This window comes from Parviterribacter multiflagellatus (assembly GCF_056863265.1).
Genome location: NZ_JBXPIZ010000004.1, coordinates 119,979 through 139,305, shown reverse-complemented (window position 1 = coordinate 139,305; position 19,327 = coordinate 119,979). Strand labels below are relative to the sequence as shown.

The window sequence follows — 19,327 nt, the reverse complement described above, 5'->3', positions numbered from 1 at the left end:
CGTGGCACATCATCAGATGACGCATCACCCGATGATGGTCGTATCGTTCGGCGCGTGAGCCAGGTCCGCGAGCTCGTCATGTCGATCAAGGCCGCCCAGCGGGAGCTGGAGCGCCGCGACAACGAGCTGCTGCGCCCGCTGCGCGTCACCAGCGGGCAGGCGGACGCGCTCGAGGTGATCGGGCGCCGCGGCCCGATCGCGCTCAAGGAGCTGGGCGAGCTGCTGATCGCCGAGAGCGGCCACCCGAGCCGGCTGGTGGACCGGCTCGTCGCCGCCGGCCTGGTCGACCGCGTCCCCGCCGCCGGCGACCGGCGGCGCGTCGAGCTGACGCTCACCGACGCGGGGCGCCGGCTGGAGCGGCGCGTCGCGCGTGTGCGTGACAAGGCGTTCCACGAGGCAGAGGAGCACGTCGCCGATCGGGACCTCGAGCCCGCCCTGGAGGCGCTGCGGGAGCTGCTGTCCGAATCGCCGCTGGCGAGGGTCGTCGCGCGACGGCTGGCGTTGTTCGCCGCGAGCGACCGCTGACCGCTTGCTGCGCGTGAGCGTCCGCTAACCGAGAAGCGCCCGCAGACGCTCCTGCGCCTCGGCCGCGAGCCGCGCCAGCTCGACGTCCCGGGCACCGCCGGTGCGGGCGCGCTCGTCCAGCTCGCCGCGCAGCCGGGCGAGCACCTCGGTCAGCTCTGCCGCCGCACGCAGCTCTGCGTCGCGGTGCAGCCGCCGCCCCGGCCGGTCGGCCGCACCGGCCGTCCCACCGCCGCCGCGCCGCGTCGCGCGCTCGCGCTTGGCCGCGTACTGCGCGGCGTCCGCGGCGCGCAGCAGCGCGGTGGCATCGAGCAGCGGGCCCGGCTGGTCGGCGACGCCCCACGAGACCGCGACCGGCGGATCGCCCACCGCGAGGTACTCGCTCAGCTCCCCCGCGAGCCGCTCGGCCGCCGCGCGCGACGAGCGCTCCAGCAGCACGCAGAACTCGTCGCCGCCCACCCGCGCGGCCATCAGCCCGGGCCGCGCCGCCGCCTGCAGCGCGCGGCCGACGGCCTGCAGCGCGCGGTCGCCCTCCGCGTGGCCGTCGCGGTCGTTGACGACCTTCAGCCCGTCGAGGTCGCCGAGGAGGATCGCGACGCTGTCGGCCGCGCTCTCGACCAGCTCCCCCAGCCGCTCCTCCAGCGCCCGCCGGTTGGCGAGGCCGGTCAGCGGGTCGCGGTAGGCGGCGGCGAGGACGTCGGAGAACAGCTCGGCGCGCCCGATCGCGAGTGCGAGCTGCGCGCAGATCGCCCGCATGAACTGCACGTCGCCCGTGCTGAGCGGCGGTACGCCCGCGATGTTCGCGACGTACATCTCGCCCCACGTCGCGCCCTCGTAGACGATCGGCACCGCCGCGCACTCGTGCTTGCCGAGCTCCTCCAGGAGCGCTCGCTCGGCCGCGTCCGCGCGCGGGTCGTCGACCGAGGTCACGTGCGGCTCGCCGCGCCGCAGCACCTGGTGCGCCATCGGGAAGTCGCCCAGCGCGTACGTCTCGTCCTCTGGCCACCGCTCCTCCCCCGGCGCCAGGTCGCCGACGTTGATGAGCGTCTGCAGCTCGCCGCGGTCCAGATGCCACCGGCTGATCGCCAGCGCCGACACCCCGAGCACCGCGCGCGTCTCCTCCGCGGCGACCTCGAGCACATCGCGCAGCTCGTGCGCGCCGGCCACGGCGGTCGCCACGGCGGCCAGCGCCCGCAGCTGCGGCTCGCTGAGCGGCGCGTCCGGCTCGGGGGAGCGGGCGGTCGGCATCCCGCACATGGTGATGGCTCCGGCGGCGGGAGGGCGGGCGCGCGCCCCGCCCTCCCGGCCCGGGCGGTCAGCGGTAGAGCGCCAGCAGCTCCTTGGCGGCGCGCTCGCCCTCCTCCGCACCGCCGTTGATGAACCCCTGGAAGTCCTGCGAGCAGTGCTCGCCGGCGAAGTGGACGCGGCCCTGCGGCACCCGCTCATACGTGCAGTAGCGCTGCACGTAGCCCGGCGACCAGTACGAGTACGCGCCGCGCTGGAGCGGGCTCGTGTGCCATGCCGCGAGCGTCGCCTTGCCCGTGTACCGAGCGGTCATCCCGGGGAACGCGGGCTCGACCTGACCGAGGAACGTCGCCGCCTGCGCCTGGACGAACTGCGCCGTCGCCGGGTCCGCGTCGGTCGTCTGACCCCACGGCTTGGGCGGCACGACCGCACGCGCGGCGTCGCCGGCGAAGTAGTTGCACACGATGCCGCGCGTCCCGGGCTCGCCCCAGGTCCCGTCCCAGAACTGGCCGAAACGCTCCCCGAACGCCGAGCCGGTGCCGTTCCCCCACGGGCCGGGCTTGCCGTAGAAGCGGTCGCTCGTCTGGACGTGCAGCTTGTGCACCGCGCCCATGGGCATCGCCGCGATCTGCGCGCGCTTGCGGGCGTCGAACCCGGCACCGGCGAAGCCGCCGCCGGCCTGGATGTGCTTGAGCACGCCGGTCGGCAGCGCGAGCACGACGCGGTCGGCGGTGACCGTCCGGCTCTGGCCGCCGGCGTCGAAGGACAGCGTCACGGTGCCCGTGGCGTTCGTCCTCAGCGCGGTCATCGCCCAGCCGAGCTTGATGTTCGACGACCCGATCTCCGCCGCCTGGAGGAGGGAGAGCTGCTGGTTGCCGCCGACGATCTTCCAGCGCTCGTCGGACTCCGCCCAGATCCACCAGTCGTCGGCCGGCATCTTGGTGCCGAACCCCAGCAGGCAGATGAGGTCGAGCGCGGACTGCTCGTGCGCCTCGGCGCCGTACTCGAGCACGTACGCCAGGCTCACGAACTTCCCCAGCCGCGAGCCGTACCCACCGGGGATGTAGCGCTCGACCCAGTCCTGCACCGTCATGTCGCTGATCGCGATCGCCTCCGCCGACCACTTGGCGTCGTAGGGCCACGGCCACGTCGGCAGCGTCCGCATCTGCGCGTCGAGCACGGCGTCGGCGCCGGACGCCTTCCACTCCGCGACCATGTCGGCCCACGGGTAGTACGCGCCGTCGATGACGATGATGTCCTTCGACCCGGGGGTCTGGACCGTCGGCAGCTCGATCAGGTCGAGGCCGTAGCGCTCGCACAGCGAGTGGATCGTCGAGTGGTTGGTGTCGATCAGCTCGCCGCCCCACTCCGTCCACTGCCCGGCGTCCCACGACGTGGTGTTCGTGGCGGTGCGCCCGCCGATGTACGAGGCGGCCTCGTAGACCGTCACGTTGGCGAACCCGAGGTCCTTGAGCGTGCGCGCGCAGGTGATGCCGCTGATGCCGGCGCCGACGACGGCGATCGTCGGCTGCGTCCTGGGCCCGGCGGCGAAGGCCCGCCGGCTGTTGAGCGCCCAGCCGCCGACGGTCGCGCCCGCGCCGGCGACGGCGCCCCGCCGCAGGATCTCGCGGCGCGTCAGGCCCTGGTCGGAGGTCGCGAGCGCCCGCGCGCGGCCCTCCGCCTCGGCGACGTCGATGCCTTGTGCGTCGGCCGCGCGCTGCAGGCGGGCGAGGCGCTGGAGCGTGCGCATGTACGGGGTGCGGGGCACGGGTGTTCCTCCCTCGATGGGTGTGCGAACGGGTGGGCGGCCGGAGCGGCCGGCTAGTCGAGCGCGCCGACCAGGTCCGGCCGGTGCTCGCGGACGTAGTCGGGGGCGAACGTCTCGCCCCGGAAGAACGCGGGGGCGCGCAGCCGCCAGGCGACCATCGCGACGACGCCGATGCCGACCGCGACGACCCCGATGGCGAACACGCCGCCGACGCCGAGGATCGTCGTCGAGCCGTAGTCGGTCGCGTACGTGTCCTTCAGCGTGCGGGCGAACGCCCAGCCCAGCACGGCGGTGCCGGCGAGCGGGAGCAGCCCTTCGACCAGCAGCGCGCGCGGCCCGCCGCCGAGGATCCGCGCGCGGAACGCCCACAGGTAGCCGAGGCCGAACACCGTGTAGTACAGGGCGATCAGCAGGCCGAGCGCCCCGATGGCGTCGGCGAGCACGTTCTGGGAGACGAGCTGCAGCGCGACCAGCACGACGCCGGTGCCCGCCGCGACCGCGATCGTCCCCGCGACCGGGGCGCCGGTGCGGCGGTCGACCGTCGCGAACGTCTCGGGCAGCGCGCGGTAGGCGCCCATCGCCAGGAGCGCGCGCGCCGACGGCACGATCGCCGCGGCCAGGCACGCCGCGGCCGACGTCAGCACCGCGATCTCCATCAGCGTCCCGAACCAGGAGCCGATCGCGGCGGTGCCGACGACCCCGAGCACGTCGCCCGCGTTCTCCTCGTTGCCCAGGCCGATCCCCTCCACGCCGATGCCGGCGTACGCCTGGACCGCGATCCCGGCGAGCAGGTAGAAGCCGAGCAGCAGGCCGACGGAGAGCGCGATCGCCTTGCGCGGCGTGGACGCGTCGTCCGCCTCCTCGACCACCGACGACGGTCCGTCCCAGCCCCAGAAGAGGAAGATCGTCAGCAGCAGGCCGGCGGAGAGCGCCCCGCTGCCGTCGACGGCCGCCGGGTTGAGCCAGTCCAGGGAGGGATCGATCGCCTGGTCGCCCGCGCTGCCCGCGGCGACCTTCACGAGCGCGACCGCGGTGAAGACGCCGAGCACCGCCATGCCGGCGACGAGCAGCGTCGTCTGCAGCCGCGAGGAGATCTCGATGCCGCGCAGTGCCAGCAGCGCGACGACGGCGAGCCAGACGAGCCCGACGGCCGTCGTCGCGACCGCCGAGCCGGCCAGCGAGTCGGCGTCCACCACCAGGAAGGCGTAGCTGCCGGTGACGAGCGCGAGGTTGGCGAGCGCGATGGCCGTCGCGACGAGCATCGTCCACGACGTCAGCCAGCCGAGGCTCGGGCCAAGCGAGCGGCCTACCCAGACCAGCAGCGTGCCGCAGTCGGGGTCCTGCCGCAGGAACGCGCGCTGCATGATCGTGATGCAGAGGATCGGCAGGAAGCCGAGCACGACGAGCGCGGGCGCCTGCAGGCCGACCGTCGCCGCCAGCAGGCCGAGCGTGACCGCCAGGCTGTAGGCGGGCGCGGTCTGGACGACGCCGAGGACGGTGCTCCCCAGCAGGCCGATCGATCCGGGCCGCAGGCCCTTGTCGGCGACCAGGGACGCCGCGGGCGCGCCGTCCGCGGGCGCGCCGGCCGGCCTGACGGTGGTGGTGCTCATGCCGGCTGCTCCTCGTTGATCTTGGCCTCGGCGGGACGCGGCACGTACCCGCCGTACATCGGCAGCTCGAGGTCGGGCCCGAGCCGGTCGAGCTGGTCGAGCATGCGGTTGATGCCGAAGCTCCCCCGCCGCCGGGCCGTGGCCGCGGCGTCGAGGTCCAGCGTGACGGTGATCTGCTCCTCGCCGGTGCCCGCCTCGTACCGGACCGTGCCCTCCGGGTCGACGACGACGGTGCGCCCGTGGCCGTACGGCGATGGCGCGTTGAGCGAGACGACGTGGAGCTGGTTGAAGATGGCGTTGGCCCGCGCGCAGACCACCTCGGGCTCCCGGTCCGCGGTGCTGGTCAGGACCGGCTGCAGCACGGCTTCGGCGCCGTACCAGGCCAGCTGCCGGAAGACCTCCGGGAAGGTGCCGTCGTAGCAGATGGCCAGCCCGATCCGACCCACGCCGGGGATGTCGAACGTCTCCAGGCGCCGGCCGGGCGTGGTGCCCTCGAACGGCTGCCACGGGAAGCACTTGCGGTAGCGGGTGACCAGATCGCCGTCGGGGTCGATGACCAGCGCGGTGTTGGCGATGCCGTCCGGCGTGCGCTCGTACACGCTGCCGGGGACGAGCCACAGGCCGGTCTCGCGGGCCAGCCGCCCGAGGCGCTCGGTCTCCGGTCCCGGGAGGTCGATCGCGACGCTCTCCGCGTACTCGTCGGACTCGTCCAGCAGCGCCGGCGGCGCGGAGAGGTGCAGCTCGGGCGCCATCACGAGGTCGACCTGCTCCAGGAGCCGGCCTGCCGTGCGGACGCGCTCCTCGAACCGGTCGAGGGTGGCTGCGGGATCTCCCGCCACGTGCCCGTGCTGGAGGGCGAGGATCGTGAGCAAGCGGGGCATGCGCGGCACTCTGGAGCGCCGGGATGCGCGGGGGAACCGACAAGCTGTCGGCAACCTGCCCGGGCTCAGCCGACAGCTTGTGTGGCGGCCGTCACGCCGAGCTGCCGGCGCGCGCGAACGGCGAGCTGGAGCTCGAGGAGGACCTCCGCGTCCCCGGTGTCGACGCCGAGGACCTGCTCCAGGCGGGCGATCCGGTCGTACAGCGCCTGGCGGTTGAGGTGCAGCGCCCGCGCCGTCTCGGCCTTGCGCCCGCCGTGCTCGCACAGCGCCTCCAGCGTCGGCAGCAGCTGAGTGCGCCGCTCGGCGTCGTAGTCGAGCAGCGGGCCGAGGACGCTCGCGACGAAGACGGTCAGCTCGCCCCGGTCCCGCCAGCGCCACAGCAGCTGGTCGAGCGACATGCGCGTCGCGTCGTGCCACGGACGGGCGGGAAGCGCGAGCGCCGCGGCCGCGCTGTCGATCGTCCCGGCCAGCCCGAGGCGCGCGCACGACCAGTCCCCCGGGGCGCCGACGGCGACCACCGCCGGCGCGTCGTGGTGCCGCGTCGCGTGCGCGTGGATCGCCCGCGCGACGCGGTCGGCGACGGCCTGCCGGTGCGCCGGGTCGGCGACCCCGAGCAGGAGGAGCAGCGTGCCCTCGTCCCCTGGCGCCACGCCGGCCAGCACGGGGACGCCGGACGCGGCGAGCGCCTGGTCGAGCTCCGGCAGCGCCGCGAGCCATCCCCCGGTGCACGGACGGCCCGCCAGGCGGGCGACGAGCGGGAGGAGCCGGGCCGGGCGGGGCGCGAAGCCCATCGCCCCGGCGTGCTCGGCCGCCCGCGCGGGGGCGATCGTGCCGGCCGCGAGGCTCGCCAGCAGATCGCCGCGGCCGCGGGCGTGCAGCCGGTCCTCCTCGCGCCCGCGGAGCAGCGCGAGGGCGACGACGTTCGCCGCGCGTTCGACGGCGACCTCGGTGAGCGCGTCGAGCGGGGCGTCCACCGGCAGGGCGACGAGGCGGCGGGCCGGCGTCCCCGGGGGCGCGTCGACGGTCACGGCGACGCCCGCGTCAGCGGCGCGCGACCAGGCGCCCACCGGGTCCCCCTCGGCCTCGCCGCGGCCGGGCGCCGCGTGGAGCAGGAGCCGGCCGTCGCCGCCCTCGAGGAAGACCGGGTTGCCGATGGCGTCCGCCAGCAGCGCGAGCACGCCCGGGATGCCGCCGCCGTGGAGCACGAGCGCGTTGAACCGCGCCTGCAGCGCGTCCGCGCGGCGCAGGAGGTCGTAGTGCTGGTTGACGATCGCGGTGTGGACGGCCTCGGTGACCTCCACGAACGGCACCTCGCGCCGCAGCTCGACCAGCGGCAGGCCGTGCTCGCGGGCGGCAGCGACCATCGCTAGCGGGAGCGCGCGGAAGGGCTCGCCCAGCTCGATCGCGACCGCCGCGACGTCCCGGGCGGCGAGCTCGGCCACGAAGCGGCGCTGCTCGGCCGCGCGCGCCCCGATGCCCATGCCGGTGGTCAGCAGCAGCTCGCCGCCGCGCAGCAGCTTGGCGATGTTCGGCACCTCGCCGGCGTGGACCCAGCGCAGCGGGCGGCCGAGCTGCTCGTTGCCGGCGACCACGCGCGGCAGGCCGCGCCGCAGGACCGGCAGCGCGAGCGCGTCCGCCACCGTGATCCGGGCGGACGGAGACGCGGCCGCAGCGCGGACCGGCACTGAAGGCGATGGAGCGATCGGCGATGCCTCGAGCGCTATGTGCACAGCGGTCTCCCACGTTTCCTTGAACGTGCTTCAAAAAATGACGAGGCCCCTGGCGGTTGTCAACCGTCCGTTACGCTGACGGCGCGATGGCCCGAACGCGCGACCAGGAACGCCGCCGCCACGAGCTCGTGGCCGCGACGTCGAAGCTCGTCGCCGACAAGGGCCTGACGGGCGTGCGCCTGCGGGACGTCGCCGAGGCGGCCGGGCTGACGTCGGGCGCGGTCCTCTACTACTACGACGGCCTCGACGAGCTGTTCACCGCGGCGTACGACCTCGGCGTCAAGCGCTACTGCGAGGAGCGCGAGGCCCAGGTCGCGCGCGCGTCCGGCGTGGCGGCGCGCCTGCGCGTGGCGGTCGACATGGGGATCCCGACCGGCGTCGACGACTCCGTCACGCGGATGCTCTACGAGCTCGAGGGCGTGGCGCTGCGCAGCGCCGAGTGCGCCGCGCTCATGTCCGCGTACGTCGAGCGCCAGGTGACCATGTACACCTCGATCCTCGAGGTCGGCGCGAGCACCGGCGAGCTGACGTTGACCGCACCGGTGCGCGGCATCGCGCGGAACGTCATCGGGCTGGAGGACGGGCACGGCATCTACGTGCTCGTGGGCCGCGAGCGGCGCGAGACCGTTGTGGGGTGGATCCTCGACTACGTCGCGGCGGCCACCGGCCTGGACCGCGCGGCGCTCGACGCGGCGTAGGCCGCGCCGGCGCGACACCGGCGCATCAGCGGCGCCGATCCGCGGTGAGCCGGTCGAAGCTCGACCGCGTCCTGTCCGCGAGCGAGCGCGGGTCGTCGGCGCTCCCCTCGCGGCCGGCGAGGTAGCAGGCCACCGCGAGGTGGGCGGCGAGGCGCGCCGTCTCCTGGTCAGCGCCGCGGTGGACGAGGAGGTCCGCCAGCAGCTGGGTGAGGTGCCGGGTCTTGAGCGCGTCGCGCCCCTGCAGCTCGACGTGCTGCTCGATCAAGGCGTAGTGGCGCCGGTACGCGTCGACGTCGCGCGTCGCCTGCTCGCAGAGCAGGAGGACGACCTCGCGGAGCTGCGCGAGGGCCTCGTCGAGCGTGGCCGGAGCGTCCTGCGGCGTCTGGCGCTGGTGCTCGGCGATGGCGTCGACCACCGCCTGCTCGCTCGCGAAGACGACCTCCTGCTTGTCGCGGAAGTGGCGGAAGAACGTGGTCCGGCCGACCTCCGCGCGCTCCGCGATGTCGGCCACCGACACCGCCTCGAAGCCGCGCTGCGCGAAGAGCTCGCTCGCCGCGTCGACGATCCGCGCCCGCGCTCGCGCGCGGTTCTTGTCGGTGAGCGGACGCCGCGGAGTCGCCATCGGGGTCGATGGTAGCCGACGTGGACTTGATACCTTGCGGTACTCAGTACCAATTGGGATCGCGTACAGAACGGTCCCCGGCACCTGGAGGCCCCCATGCGAGTCGAAGACATCGAGTTCCGGTCGTACGAGGGCGCGCTCACGTTGCGTGGCCGCGCGTACGTCCCCGCCGACGCCAGCGAGCCGGTCGCGGCCGTGGTCGTGACCCACGGCATGGGCGACTCGGCCGATCGGCTGACGATCGTCGCCGAGCACCTCTGCGGTGCGGGCTACGGGGTCGTCCTCTACGACCACCGGAACTTCGGGCCGAGCGACGGGCTCCCGCGCAACGAGTTCGATCCGGTGGCCCAGTCGCGCGACATGCAGATGGCGATCACGTTCGCCCAGGCGCACCCGGCGTTCGACCCGGGCCGGATCGGCCTGTGGGGCACGAGCTTCACCGGCGGGCACGTCCTCGCCGTGGCGGGCCACGACGACCGCGTGAAGGCGGTGGTGAGCCAGGCCCCGTGGATCACCGGGACGACGATCACCGAGCACGCCCTCGGAGGCGAGGCGCTCGCCGGCCTGCGCGCGATGTTCCACGCCGAGCGCCGGCGGACGCTCAGCGGCGAGCGCCCGACGCTGTGGAAGCAGGTCCTCATGCCCAACGATCCGCCCGGCACCTTCGCGCTCGTCGACAGCCAGGAGGGCTACGACTACGCCATCAACGGGCCCGCCGGCGTCCCGCTGGAGTGGCAGAACTGCTTCACGGCCCGCTCGCTCGAGCACGCGGTGGAGTTCGACGTGCGCCCGTACGCCAGGCGGATCGCCGCACCGCTGCTCGTCATCGTCGCGGGCAAGGACCGGATCATCCCCACCGAGATGGCCCGAGACTTCGTCTCCGAGGTCCCCGCTCCCACCGACTTCGTCGAGATCCCCCAGGCCGAGCACCACGACCTGTACGTGCCGGGCCGCGGCTTCGAGGAGTCGATGGAGGCGAGCACCGCCTGGTTCTCCCGGCACTTGTGAGGAGAACGACGAAGGGCCCTCGTGAGAGGGCCCTTCGTGAAGTAGCGGGGGCGGGATTCGAACCCGCGACCTTCGGGTTATGAGATGAAGACCCGGGGGTCGGGTTGTCTCAGGTTCCCGCAGTTTGCGAGAGATTCGTGGGGTTCGCGAGGGGTGGTTCTCGTCAGATTGGAACCACATTGGAACCACGAGCGACCATCGCACCCCGCGGTGGCGGACATCCTGCGAAACCCACGTTGACTCCGATGCGGTCAACGCGACCCGGGAACGGGCCCGGCCGTACGGCCCATTGGGGCTGATGACAACAGACTCCTTACGGATCCAGCACGCCGCTGAGCACCCGGTCCGACGTTCTAGGCGATTGCAAGTCTGGAGGACCGCCCGTATGGTCAGACAATGTTTCGAGCAACCGTGCGCTTCTCAATCAACCATGAATTACAGGGAGTTACGCGCACCGCTGTCGTCAAGTCGCTCGAATACGACGGCTTCTCGCGCGCTGGAACGGCAACCTGGGAGCACCCTGCCGCCACCTTCGCGGACGCCAGCGCTGCGGTGAAGCGTGCTCTCGACATCCTTGAGCAGTCACCCGGTGGCGGAGAGCCGGATCACGTTTGGGTTTACGTTTGTCATACGCCCGAGGACGTTCCGATTCCCGATTCGGGTGACTGACACCGCCTTGTGGTGTCGAAGCGGAGATCACCCTCGCTGAAGCAGGCCTCTCGCTCCTTAGACAGGCTTTGATTGGTCTCCGAACGCGATCGCGCCGCAGGTACGTTGTGACACGAAGCGGCTCCACCGGAATGATGCGATGCCTTTCCAACCGCTGAGTGCCGCGGCAGAGAAGGTGACTTGGGACTACGTCACTGGTTCTGTCGCAATGGCCGGGGTTCTTATCACCGTCGCAGCTGTGCTCGTTGCGCTTTTCGGACCGGAGTGGCGGGCGCGAGGTCGGCGGCCGAGGCTTGTGTTGAGAGGCCTCGACGCGAGCAACGAGTTTTGGGACACCGACACCCAGTCCCAGCACACGGAGGGCTTCCTCGAACTCGCAGCGGAAACGAAGCGAGACACAGCGATTGACGTCGAGATCTACCTGTCGCTTGCCCGACCATCTCCGTTCAAGGGACTGTCCCCCTTGCGCCTTGTGCTGCACCGGCGCCTCTGTTTCGACTCTTTCCCGGACAGCGAAAACGGGGATCCGACGAGTTCCGTGCCGGCCGGGTTCGTCCGACGTATTCCTTGGGTCGCGCTCGGGCATCACCGGACCATCTGGTCCCTCGTTCCCAAAGGGGACTTTCCACCCGGATGGCCAGAGGAAGCTGAGGCGCGCGAGGACGACTGCGCAGTCGTCAATCTCCACCCACGTTCAAAGAGGACCGTCAGCGCTCTCGACACGATGTTCGGTGGCACGTACTACGTGTACGCGACCGTGACCGGCTCAAACTTCGACGCGATCAACTACACGGGCGTACTAGAGGTCAGCAAAGGCCACGAGCTAGTTGACCCGGACGATGCCGCGAGTCCAGATATGCATTATCAGGAGCTGAAATGGGTCCACGCGCTCACGGTCACGGGCACCGCGCCCAACTGGCTCACACGCTGACCCGAGTGGCGCCAACGCTGAACCCCGGATGATTCTGCAGTCTGCGTCACGCTCGAGTCTTAGGTCTCCTCAAGCAGCGCCCATCGGTCAGCCTGGCGGCTCATCGCAAGACCCCGCCGGACCTTCGTAGCTACACGGTCCCGTCATGCCTCACACTGCCGGTCGAAATCGGCGCGCGCCCGGTTCGACGCGTTCCTGAGGCATAGGGCCGACAGACGCAGCACACACTTGCACTCATTCAGAGTGCCCTCCCAGACGCGGCCTGGGCGATGGGTTCGGAGCGGCGCATAGCTTCGGCGCGGCGGGCCGACTCAACACTTGCGTGCCTTCCGTTGTCGGGATGGCTATCGGCCGGTCTTGTCGTCCGCCGCGTCGAAGGGCTGTCGGCGTGACTTGATAGGAGCGTGGCCTAGACGCCCCGAACGAGTGCTGTCCGCCGAAGGCCCCAACTCAACGCAGGTGAGAAGGGGAGAAGACGATGATCGTGATCGGGGTGGACGCGCACAAGCGCAGTCACTTCGCCGCGGCAGTGGGCCGGCAGACCGGCGAGCTGCTCGACCAGCTCGAAGTCGACGCGGTCCCGGCCGGTAACGCGAAGCTGCTCGAGTGGGCGCAAGGTCTCGACGAGGACCGGGTCTGGGCGATCGAGGACGTCAGGAACATGAGCAGCGGCCTGGAACGCGTGCTGCTCGAGGCCGGCGAACGGGTGCTGCGCGTCCCGCCGAAGCTGATGGCCGCCGAGCGCAAAGCGGTTCGCAGCTTCGGCAAGAGCGACGCGATCGACGCGCTGGCGATCGCCAGAGCCGCCGTTCGCGAACCCGATCTGCCGGTCGCGGCGTTGCCCGGAGTTGAGCGGGAGATCGCGTTGCTGGTCGATCACCGCGACGATCTGATCGCCGACGCAACCGCCCATCAGCGCCGGCTGCGCTGGCACCTTCACGAACTCGACCCCGAGCTCCACATCCCCGCCCAAGGCCTGACGAACCTGACCAATCTCGACCACGTCGACCGCCACCTCAAGCGCCTGCCGCAGACCGCGCAGGTCCGCGTCTGCCGCGACCTGCTGCGCCGCATCCGCGAACTCGTCCGCTCGGCCGCGCAGCTCAAGCGCGAACTCACCACGCTCGCCCGGCAGACCGCGCCGCAGCTGCTCCGGATCCCCGGCTGCGGCGTGCTCTGCGCCGCGGCGATCATCGCCAACGTCGGACCCGTCGGCCGGTTTCGCCCCGACGCGCAGCTCGCTGCCTACGCCGGTGTCAGCCCCTTGGACGCGTCCTCCGGAAGACAGCAACGCCACCGCCTGAACCGGACCGGCAACCGCCGCCTGAACCGCGCCCTGCACATCATCGCCGTCACCCAGATCCGCACCCACCCGCCCGCCAAGGCCTACTACGCCCGACGGAAGAGCGAAGGCAAGACCAACCGCGAAGCGCTCCGCACCCTCAAGCGCCACCTGGCCCGCACCGTCTTCACCAGCCTCCGCGCCACAGCCCTTGACACATAGGAGCGACGATTCGTGCATCGTCGACATGTACACGCGGAAGGGGGCTCGCGGCGACTCGCGCGACTAGGTCGTCATGGGACGCCGAACACGCCGGCGCGCCGTGGGGGCGGCCTCGCCGAAGGCCAACGCAACGACGCGAGACCACCAGGCGCGGGTGAACGTCAGCGACGAGGTATGGCGAGAGTTCCGGGACGTGGTCGGGAACGACTCGATCGCGGCGTATCTCGGCCGGCTCGTTGAGCGGGCAGTGGAGCGCAACCGGGCGCGCCGTATCCGCGAGGGCACCGTCAGCGAACTGGCGCTGCTCGACGCCCTTGAGCACGCGCGTGAGCTGCGCGCGGATCTCATCGTGGTGGTTGAGCGATTGGAGCGTCACCTGAACCGGACACGCGACTAAGCGTCGTGCTTTAGGAACTTGTTGACTACCGTCCCGCGCAATCACTTCCGCGCGGAAGCGATAGCGCAGTGGGGCCTAAACCGGAGTCTCGGGGGCGGCGGACGGGTCGGAGCCCCCCGCCTCCAATAGCGCGGTCGGGTCGATGGGCGACTCGGCCGCCGGGTCTTGGCCAGCCGTCAGCTCCGCATGCGCCGCAGCGGCCTCGAGGGGCGGAGACGTCGGACGCGAGCGGATACCGAATCCACCCTGCCGCCATGTGGTGACGAGGCTGCGTACGGCGAGGATGAAGCTCTCAAGGCCGCGGACGATCGCGCCAGCGGTCCGCACGGTTGTGAAGACCAAGATCGAGATCGCCGCAACGAGAGCGACCCAGCCGAGCTCGTCGTGCATGTGCTCGGGGATGAAATCGAGGAACTGGTCCACGCGGAGCCCCCGTGGCCGTCCCGGTCGTCATCCGTGGGCACGGCGCAAGCGCACGTCCGACGCGTCCGGCGCTCACGGCGGCGCGGACCGGCGCGGCCCCAGCAACCCGAGGCATGCGACAGCCGCCTCGCCTGCCCGGCGTCATGCTTGCGGAGCGCGCGCCGGAAGGCTCGCTCGAACCCCGGGACCTCGATGACCTTCCAGCCCATCGCCCGCAGGAGCGTCGCCAGGTGCGGGTTTCCGCGCGTATCCCGCCGATAGAGAACGACCGTCCGTCCGCCGCCCGGGCCCCACGCCCCCCTGCGATGGAGTTCCGCGAGCGTCATGATCGGCTCGCGCGCCTGCTCGATGAACTCGATGGCGCGGTCGATGGTGGGCCGATGCTTCTCGAGTTCGTCGGAGAGCTGCCGGAGGAACCCGGAGACCACAGCGAACACAGGCGGCGGTTCCTGCAGTGCGCGAGAGAATCGCTCCAGCCCGCGTGCGAGGCCGCTGAAGTCGACCGGCGCCGTACTCGCGCGGATGCGCGCGTGGAGCGCCTCTTCCTCTTCGCGTACCCGCCGCGCGATGTCGGCTTTCTCCTGAAGCCGGCGCAGCTCCTGCGGGCGGGCGGCGTGTATCACGGAGTTGCGGATCCGCCGGTTCGTCTCGTCTCGCTGGCGCACCGTCTCCGCCAACGGGGCGTACGCGTCGAGTCGAGCCGCGATCCGCGCCTCTGCGGCGATCCGCTCAGCGGCGTCTAGCCCACGCAGCAGGCAGTCGCCCGTGTCGAGGTGCTCCGAGGGATCGTGCGATTCCATCGCACCCGAAGTATTACCCCCGTGGACGGACGCATCACGTCTAGCTTGTCTATGTCTTGCGGAGGCGGGCTCGGGGGACGTCAGGCGCGCGCAGCCCGCCCGGAACGGAGCCCGCCGTGGGGACCTGCGCAGCGCAAGCGCCGAGGCGCTCGACATGCTGCGGGCATGACGCTTCGCACCCTCACCGACCGAACGCTGGATCGCTCCCGCTTGCGCAAAAAGTACAGCCGACCGAACCGCATCGGGGCTGCTGCCTCCAAGCACCGCGTTATCAGCGTCCTCAGCGAACACAACTACGGGGTGGGTCGGAGGGCCGCTCGCGCGACGGAGGATGACGTCGACCGAACGGAGCAGAGGATGCCCCCATCAACTCCAACTTGACGTATCCCGCCCCTCCGTATCGCTCGGTGAGCCGCTGCTCACCGCCGCCGCGGAGCTGGTGTCGGTGCGGACGTCGTGGGTCTACGACGCGGCGCGGAGTGGTGAGCTGCCGTGTGTTCGGCTCGGGAAGCATCTGCGGTTTCTGCGGAGCGACCTCGAGCGTTGGGTCGCTGAGCAGCGGAGCTGACTCAGCAACCCGGGAGTCGCGTCGGCTCGGCCGGGGTCGCGGGTGCAGGTGACGTCGGGCCGAACGCTCGCTCGGCGAAGCCGGCCTCGCCGGCCGGGTCCGGAGCGTAGTGCGCGTAGATCTCCGTCGTGCTGGCGTCCGCGTGGCCCATCCAGGCCTGGATCGCGCGGAGTGGCGCTCCCGCGGCGGCCATGCGGGTTCCGAAGGTGTGGCGGAGCTCGTGGAATGTGAGGTCTTCGACGCCTGCCGCGGCAACTGCGCGGCGGAAACGCTTGCGGAGCTTCGAGGCATCGAGGACGTTGCCCGTCAGCGGGTGAGCGAAGACCAGATCCTTCTCCCCTCGCCGGCGCGTCCGCTGGAAGTGGCGTTCGAGCTCGCCGCCGAGCAGGTCGCTCATCGGGACGCTGCGGCCACGATGGGACTTCGGCGAGTCGAACGCACCGCGCGTGTAGCTCTCGGCGACGCGGACGCGGCCGGCGGACCAGTCGATGTCGCACCAGCGGAGGCCGAGCAGCTCGCCTTGGCGGAGGCCGGTCATCGCGGCGGTCAGGTAGAGCGGGCGCTCGACAGCACCGAGGTCGTCGTCCGGAACCGCGCGCACCACCGCGGCCAGCTCCTCTGACGACAGGAAGCGAAGCCGGCGGTGGACTGACCGCGGCGCGCGCGGGCGGTCGACGAGGGAGACCGGGTTCGCCGTCGCCCACTCGCGCTTGATCGCGAAGACGAAGATCCCGTTCAGGAAGTTGAGGTGGTTCTGGATCGTCTTAGCCGAGAGTCCGTCGCGTTTCTTCGCGTGGAGGTAGCTCTCGACGCGGGCGCGGTCGATCTTGTCGAGCGGCCGGGAGCCGAAGAACGGCACCAGGTGCTTGCGCAGGTAGCCGCGGTAGTCCGCGATCGTCGTGCGCTTGCGCTCCATCACGTGCTCGAGGTGGTCGACGTACGCGGTGCCGGCCTCCTCGACGGTCCGACGTGCGGCGCCGGCGACCACCGTCGTCGTCGCCATCAGCCGCCGCAGCTCGGCTCGGCCTGCGTACGCGTCAGGCCGTCCGCAAGCGACGGCGAGCGCTTCAAGCCGATGCGGCGCTTGACGCGCCGTCCGTCGACCCGCCATGAGCCGTACCACGTCTCCCGCCCGGCAGTGTCCGCCCGGGCGAAGAGGCGTCCCGAGCCGTACGAGCGCTTCGCCATGCCGCGACTATGTCGCGCGACGGAGCCTCTCGCCCCCACCGGATTTGGAACCACATTGGAACCACGAGCCGGTGCGCACGTTCCCGCGGGAACGTCCCGGAACGACGAAAGGCCCGGCAGAGCCGGACCTTTCGGGAAGTAGCGGGGGCGGGATTCGAACCCGCGACCTTCGGGTTATGAGCCCGACGAGCTACCAGACTGCTCCACCCCGCGGCGGTGAGACCAATATAGCAACGGCGTGCCGCCGGTCCAGGTGATAAAGCGCATCAGCCGCCGCGTTGGCGCTCGAGGTCCGGGTCGTCGCTGGGCGGGCGGGACGGGTCGTCCTCCATCTCCCGCTGGAAGTCCTCGACCGACTCGTCGTCGCTGCCCTGGTCGGTGTCTTCCGCGGCCTGCTTGTTCGGATCGGTCTCCATAGGGTTGCGGACTACCCATGGCTCACGTGTTCGTTTCGAGGGAGCTGCCGTTCGCGGCGCTCGACCGGCTCCGCGCCGCGCACCAGGTCGACGTGTGGGAGGGCGCGCTGCCGCCCTCGCCGGAGGAGCTGCGGGAGCGCGCGGCGGGCGCGCACGGGCTCCTCGCGATGCTCACCGAGCGGGTCGACGCGCAGCTCTTCGACGCCGCGCCCGACCTGCGCGTGGTCGCCAACCTCGCCGTCGGCAGCGACAACGTCGACCTCGACGAGGCAGCCCGGCGCGGAGTCGAGGTCGGGGTGACGCCCGACGTGCTGACGGGCGCCACGGCGGATCTCGCGTTCGCGCTGATCCTCGCCGCCGCGCGCCGCCTGCCCGAGGCCGCGGCCGCGGTGCGGCGCCCGGGCGGCTGGCGAACGTGGGAGCCCGCGGGCTGGCTCGGGCTGGAGCTGGAGGGCGCGACGATCGCGATCGTCGGCGCGGGGCGGATCGGGCAGGCCGTCGCCCGGCGCGCCCGCGGGTTCGGCATGGACGTGATCGAGGTGCGATCGAAGGACCCGCTCGAGCCCGCGCTGGAGCGCGCCGACGTCGTCTCGCTCCACACGCCCCTCACGCCCGCGACGAAGCACCTCATCGACGCCGCCGCTCTGCAGCGCATGAAGCCGAGCGCGATCCTCGTCAACACCGCCCGCGGCGGGGTCGTCGACCAGGACGCGCTCCTCCAAGCGCTCCGAGACGGCACCATCGCCGCGGCCGCGCTCGACGTCACCGACCCCGAGCCGCTTCCGCCCGACCACCCGCTCCTCACCGCGCCGAACCTCCTGGTCGTCCCGCACATCGGCTCCGCCACGCACGCCGCGCGCGAACGGATGGCGGCGCTCGCGGTCGACAACCTCCTCGCCGGCCTGGCAGGCAAGCCGCTCCCGCACCCTGCTGGTAGCCCGCGCGTCGAGGGCGGCCCGCACGGAGTTCGCTTCGCCGCCGAGAACGCCGAACCGCTGAGCGCGGACGAGGTCCGCGAGCAGCTCGAGCGGACGCACGACCGGACGGACACCTGATCGTCGCGGGGCGCGCGCTCGCCAGCGCAACGCACGACTCGGTGCGGCGTTCGAAGTGCCCACGGCCGGTGGGTAACGTGGCGCGCCATGCGCGTCGCCGTCGTCGACATCGGAACGAACTCGACCCGCCTGCTGGTGGCGGAGGTCACGGACGGGCGGGTCACCGCCGAGCTGGTGCGGGAGTCGCGGGTGACGCGGCTCGGGCAGGGCGTCGATGCGACGGGCGCGCTGGCGGACGAGGCGATGGGGCGCGTGTTCGCCGTGCTCGACGACTACCGGCGGCTCATCGACGAGCACGGCGCGGGGGAGCACACGATCGCGGTGCTGACGAGCGCGGTGCGCGACGCGTCGAACGGCGCCGCGTTCACCGCGCGCGTGCGGGACGAGTACCGGCTCGACGCGCGGGAGATCCCGGGCGCAGAGGAGGCGGCGCTGACGTTCCTCGGCGCGACGAGCGAGCGCGACCACTCCGCCGACGACGGCGCGATCGTCGTCATCGACATCGGCGGCGGCTCGACCGAGCTCGTCGTCGGCCACGGGCAGGACGTGTCGTTCTTCGTGTCGATGCAGGTCGGCGTCGTGCGGATGACCGAGCGCCACATCCACGGCGACCCGCCGTCGTCGGACGAGATCGCCGCGCTGCGCGAGCAGGTCGCCGGGATCATCCGCGAGCAGGTGCCGGAAGACGTGCGCGCGAGCGTGACCGGTGCGGTCGCCGTGGCCGGCACCGCGACGTCCACCGCCGCGATCGACCTGAAGCTGGAGCCGTACGACCCGGACAAGGTCCACGGCCACGTCCTCACGCCGGCGACGCTCGACGCGGAGCTGGAGATGCTGTCCGCGATGCCGAACCCCGAGCGCCGCGACGTCCCCGGCCTGCACCCCGACCGCGCGCCCACGATCGTGGCCGGTGTCGCGATCCTCCTCGAGGTCCTGGACGCCTTCGGGGTCGACCGCGTCGAGGTGTCCGAGCACGACATCCTGCGCGGCGCGGCCCTCCGAGCCGTCAACGCCTAGGCATCACGGGCGCGCGTAGCGCGACCTAGTCAGAACGGGGGCGATCACTGGACAGATGTTCGATGTGCCCCTATGGGTCCGAGCGCCGATACTGCCCTTGGCCGGGGACGAGCTTCTGCTCCAACCGGCTCATAGGCCGAGCGAAGCCGCATTGACGGCGCCTCCCGCCGTTCGGCCGTTACAACCCGGCCCTTTCATGGCACGTACCCCTGCCCGTCCTGACGGGGCCACTTTGGAAGCCGCCTCTCACGAGGCGGCTTCCTTGTTTTCGGGCA

Annotated in this window: 20 protein-coding genes and 1 tRNA gene; 11 read left to right on the top strand and 10 right to left on the bottom strand. The window is 72.0% G+C overall.

What is annotated here, in order from left to right; genetic code table 11:
* Positions 1-54: 54 nt before the first annotated feature.
* Positions 55-525 carry a MarR family winged helix-turn-helix transcriptional regulator gene (locus AC1UE5_RS10055; protein ID WP_482922734.1) on the top strand — a complete coding sequence of 157 codons (471 nt, stop codon included), beginning with the start codon at positions 55-57 and terminating at the stop codon, positions 523-525.
* Between the two features lie 24 nt (positions 526-549).
* Here the strand turns inward: AC1UE5_RS10055 and AC1UE5_RS10050 are convergent, their stop codons facing one another.
* From AC1UE5_RS10050 to AC1UE5_RS10030, 5 genes are all read right to left on the bottom strand, one after another.
* Complete coding sequence (locus AC1UE5_RS10050; RefSeq protein WP_482922732.1) at positions 550-1,770, bottom strand: GGDEF domain-containing protein; 1,221 nt, start codon at positions 1,768-1,770, stop codon at positions 550-552.
* A 67-nt stretch (positions 1,771-1,837) separates the two neighbouring features.
* On the bottom strand, positions 1,838-3,535 hold the full coding sequence (locus tag AC1UE5_RS10045; RefSeq protein ID WP_482922730.1) for a flavin monoamine oxidase family protein: 1,698 nt from the start codon (positions 3,533-3,535) through the stop codon (positions 1,838-1,840).
* A gap of 53 nt (positions 3,536-3,588) precedes the next feature.
* The gene (locus tag AC1UE5_RS10040) at positions 3,589-5,145 is read right to left on the bottom strand and encodes an APC family permease (protein ID WP_482922728.1); all 1,557 of its coding nucleotides are present in this window, start codon (positions 5,143-5,145) and stop codon (positions 3,589-3,591) included.
* Positions 5,142-6,026 (bottom strand): carbon-nitrogen hydrolase family protein, encoded by an 885-nt coding sequence (locus AC1UE5_RS10035; protein WP_482922726.1) that lies wholly within the window; start codon positions 6,024-6,026, stop codon positions 5,142-5,144. Before AC1UE5_RS10035 ends, AC1UE5_RS10040 begins: the two co-directional genes overlap by 4 nt.
* A 65-nt stretch (positions 6,027-6,091) precedes the next feature.
* Entirely contained in the window at positions 6,092-7,666 is a 1,575-nt protein-coding gene (locus tag AC1UE5_RS10030; RefSeq protein ID WP_482922724.1) for a PucR family transcriptional regulator, read from the bottom strand.
* Positions 7,667-7,842: 176 nt separating this feature from the next.
* On the opposite strand from AC1UE5_RS10030, the gene AC1UE5_RS10025 reads away from it, so the two are divergent.
* Positions 7,843-8,454: a TetR/AcrR family transcriptional regulator gene (locus AC1UE5_RS10025; protein ID WP_482922722.1), complete on the top strand. Its 612-nt coding sequence runs from the start codon at positions 7,843-7,845 to the stop codon at positions 8,452-8,454.
* Between the two features lie 25 nt (positions 8,455-8,479).
* Here the strand turns inward: AC1UE5_RS10025 and AC1UE5_RS10020 are convergent, their stop codons facing one another.
* A complete protein-coding gene (locus AC1UE5_RS10020) occupies positions 8,480-9,076 on the bottom strand; it encodes a TetR family transcriptional regulator (RefSeq protein ID WP_482922720.1) in 597 nt (198 codons plus the stop codon).
* A 96-nt stretch (positions 9,077-9,172) separates the two neighbouring features.
* On the opposite strand from AC1UE5_RS10020, the gene AC1UE5_RS10015 reads away from it, so the two are divergent.
* The 5 genes from AC1UE5_RS10015 to AC1UE5_RS09995 all read left to right on the top strand — a co-directional run bounded on the left by AC1UE5_RS10015 (position 9,173) and on the right by AC1UE5_RS09995 (position 13,585).
* The gene (locus AC1UE5_RS10015; RefSeq protein ID WP_482922718.1) at positions 9,173-10,084 is read left to right on the top strand and encodes an alpha/beta hydrolase; all 912 of its coding nucleotides are present in this window, start codon (positions 9,173-9,175) and stop codon (positions 10,082-10,084) included.
* A gap of 396 nt (positions 10,085-10,480) precedes the next feature.
* Entirely contained in the window at positions 10,481-10,753 is a 273-nt protein-coding gene (locus tag AC1UE5_RS10010) for a hypothetical protein (protein WP_482922716.1), read from the top strand.
* A gap of 208 nt (positions 10,754-10,961) precedes the next feature.
* Positions 10,962-11,684, top strand: a complete 723-nt coding sequence (locus tag AC1UE5_RS10005) for a hypothetical protein (protein WP_482922714.1) — start codon at positions 10,962-10,964, stop codon at positions 11,682-11,684.
* A gap of 478 nt (positions 11,685-12,162) precedes the next feature.
* The gene (locus AC1UE5_RS10000; RefSeq protein ID WP_482922712.1) at positions 12,163-13,188 is read left to right on the top strand and encodes an IS110 family RNA-guided transposase; all 1,026 of its coding nucleotides are present in this window, start codon (positions 12,163-12,165) and stop codon (positions 13,186-13,188) included.
* Between the two features lie 154 nt (positions 13,189-13,342).
* Positions 13,343-13,585 carry a hypothetical protein gene (locus AC1UE5_RS09995; RefSeq protein WP_482922710.1) on the top strand — a complete coding sequence of 81 codons (243 nt, stop codon included), beginning with the start codon at positions 13,343-13,345 and terminating at the stop codon, positions 13,583-13,585.
* Between the two features lie 75 nt (positions 13,586-13,660).
* Here AC1UE5_RS09995 and AC1UE5_RS09990 read toward each other — a convergent pair whose 3' ends face one another.
* On the bottom strand, positions 13,661-14,008 hold the full coding sequence (locus AC1UE5_RS09990; protein ID WP_482922708.1) for a hypothetical protein: 348 nt from the start codon (positions 14,006-14,008) through the stop codon (positions 13,661-13,663).
* Positions 14,009-14,313: 305 nt separating this feature from the next.
* Between AC1UE5_RS09990 and AC1UE5_RS09985 the strand changes: the two genes are divergently transcribed.
* Together AC1UE5_RS09985 and AC1UE5_RS09980 are read left to right on the top strand one after the other, a co-directional pair.
* Entirely contained in the window at positions 14,314-14,751 is a 438-nt protein-coding gene (locus tag AC1UE5_RS09985) for a hypothetical protein (RefSeq protein WP_482922706.1), read from the top strand.
* Between the two features lie 388 nt (positions 14,752-15,139).
* The gene (locus tag AC1UE5_RS09980; protein ID WP_482922704.1) at positions 15,140-15,376 is read left to right on the top strand and encodes a helix-turn-helix domain-containing protein; all 237 of its coding nucleotides are present in this window, start codon (positions 15,140-15,142) and stop codon (positions 15,374-15,376) included.
* A gap of 1 nt (position 15,377) precedes the next feature.
* Here the strand turns inward: AC1UE5_RS09980 and AC1UE5_RS09975 are convergent, their stop codons facing one another.
* The 3 genes from AC1UE5_RS09975 to AC1UE5_RS09965 form a co-directional block, all read right to left on the bottom strand.
* Positions 15,378-16,379, bottom strand: a complete 1,002-nt coding sequence (locus AC1UE5_RS09975; RefSeq protein WP_482922702.1) for a tyrosine-type recombinase/integrase — start codon at positions 16,377-16,379, stop codon at positions 15,378-15,380.
* A 324-nt stretch (positions 16,380-16,703) separates the two neighbouring features.
* Positions 16,704-16,777: transfer RNA gene (locus AC1UE5_RS09970), tRNA-Met, on the bottom strand.
* A gap of 53 nt (positions 16,778-16,830) precedes the next feature.
* Positions 16,831-16,980 (bottom strand): hypothetical protein, encoded by a 150-nt coding sequence (locus tag AC1UE5_RS09965; RefSeq protein WP_482922700.1) that lies wholly within the window; start codon positions 16,978-16,980, stop codon positions 16,831-16,833.
* Between the two features lie 17 nt (positions 16,981-16,997).
* Between AC1UE5_RS09965 and AC1UE5_RS09960 the strand changes: the two genes are divergently transcribed.
* The gene (locus AC1UE5_RS09960; RefSeq protein ID WP_482922698.1) at positions 16,998-18,035 is read left to right on the top strand and encodes a 2-hydroxyacid dehydrogenase; all 1,038 of its coding nucleotides are present in this window, start codon (positions 16,998-17,000) and stop codon (positions 18,033-18,035) included.
* A gap of 87 nt (positions 18,036-18,122) precedes the next feature.
* On the top strand, positions 18,123-19,052 hold the full coding sequence (locus AC1UE5_RS09955; protein WP_482922696.1) for a Ppx/GppA phosphatase family protein: 930 nt from the start codon (positions 18,123-18,125) through the stop codon (positions 19,050-19,052).
* The last annotated feature ends 275 nt before the right edge of the window (positions 19,053-19,327 follow it).